This window comes from Rubrivirga litoralis (assembly GCF_031846415.1).
Taxonomy (GTDB): Bacteria; Bacteroidota; Rhodothermia; order Rhodothermales; family Rubricoccaceae; genus Rubrivirga; species Rubrivirga litoralis.
The window spans coordinates 1-255 of the sequence record NZ_JAVRHT010000102.1 but is presented as its reverse complement, the minus strand read 5'-3'; the positions used below and the strand labels follow the sequence as shown (position 1 = coordinate 255).

Sequence of the window (255 nt, the reverse complement as noted above, 5' to 3'; positions counted from 1 at the left end):
TACAGCGCTACGCGGTAGGGTTGATCCGGTAGCCGGCGTGGCGTAGCCAGCCCTCCGAGTCGTCCCACGTCAGCGCCGCCACGGCCGCCGCCAGCGCTTCGGTGAGCGCGGCCTGTGTGTCCGCTCGGGCACGCTTGACCAAGTGCTTCACCTTCGACCACAGCTCCTCGACGGCGTTGAACTCCGGCGAGTAGCGCGGCTGCCACACCAACGCCGCCCCGCGTGCCTCGATCAGCGCTTTGAGTTCCGGCCGCT

Annotated in this window: 1 protein-coding gene; it reads right to left on the bottom strand. The window is 69.4% G+C overall.

The window, feature by feature from the left end; all coding sequences use genetic code 11:
• Positions 1 to 7: 7 nt before the first annotated feature.
• The coding region (locus RM540_RS16365) for a transposase (protein WP_311666104.1) at positions 8 to 255 on the bottom strand (248 nt) is incomplete at its 5' end.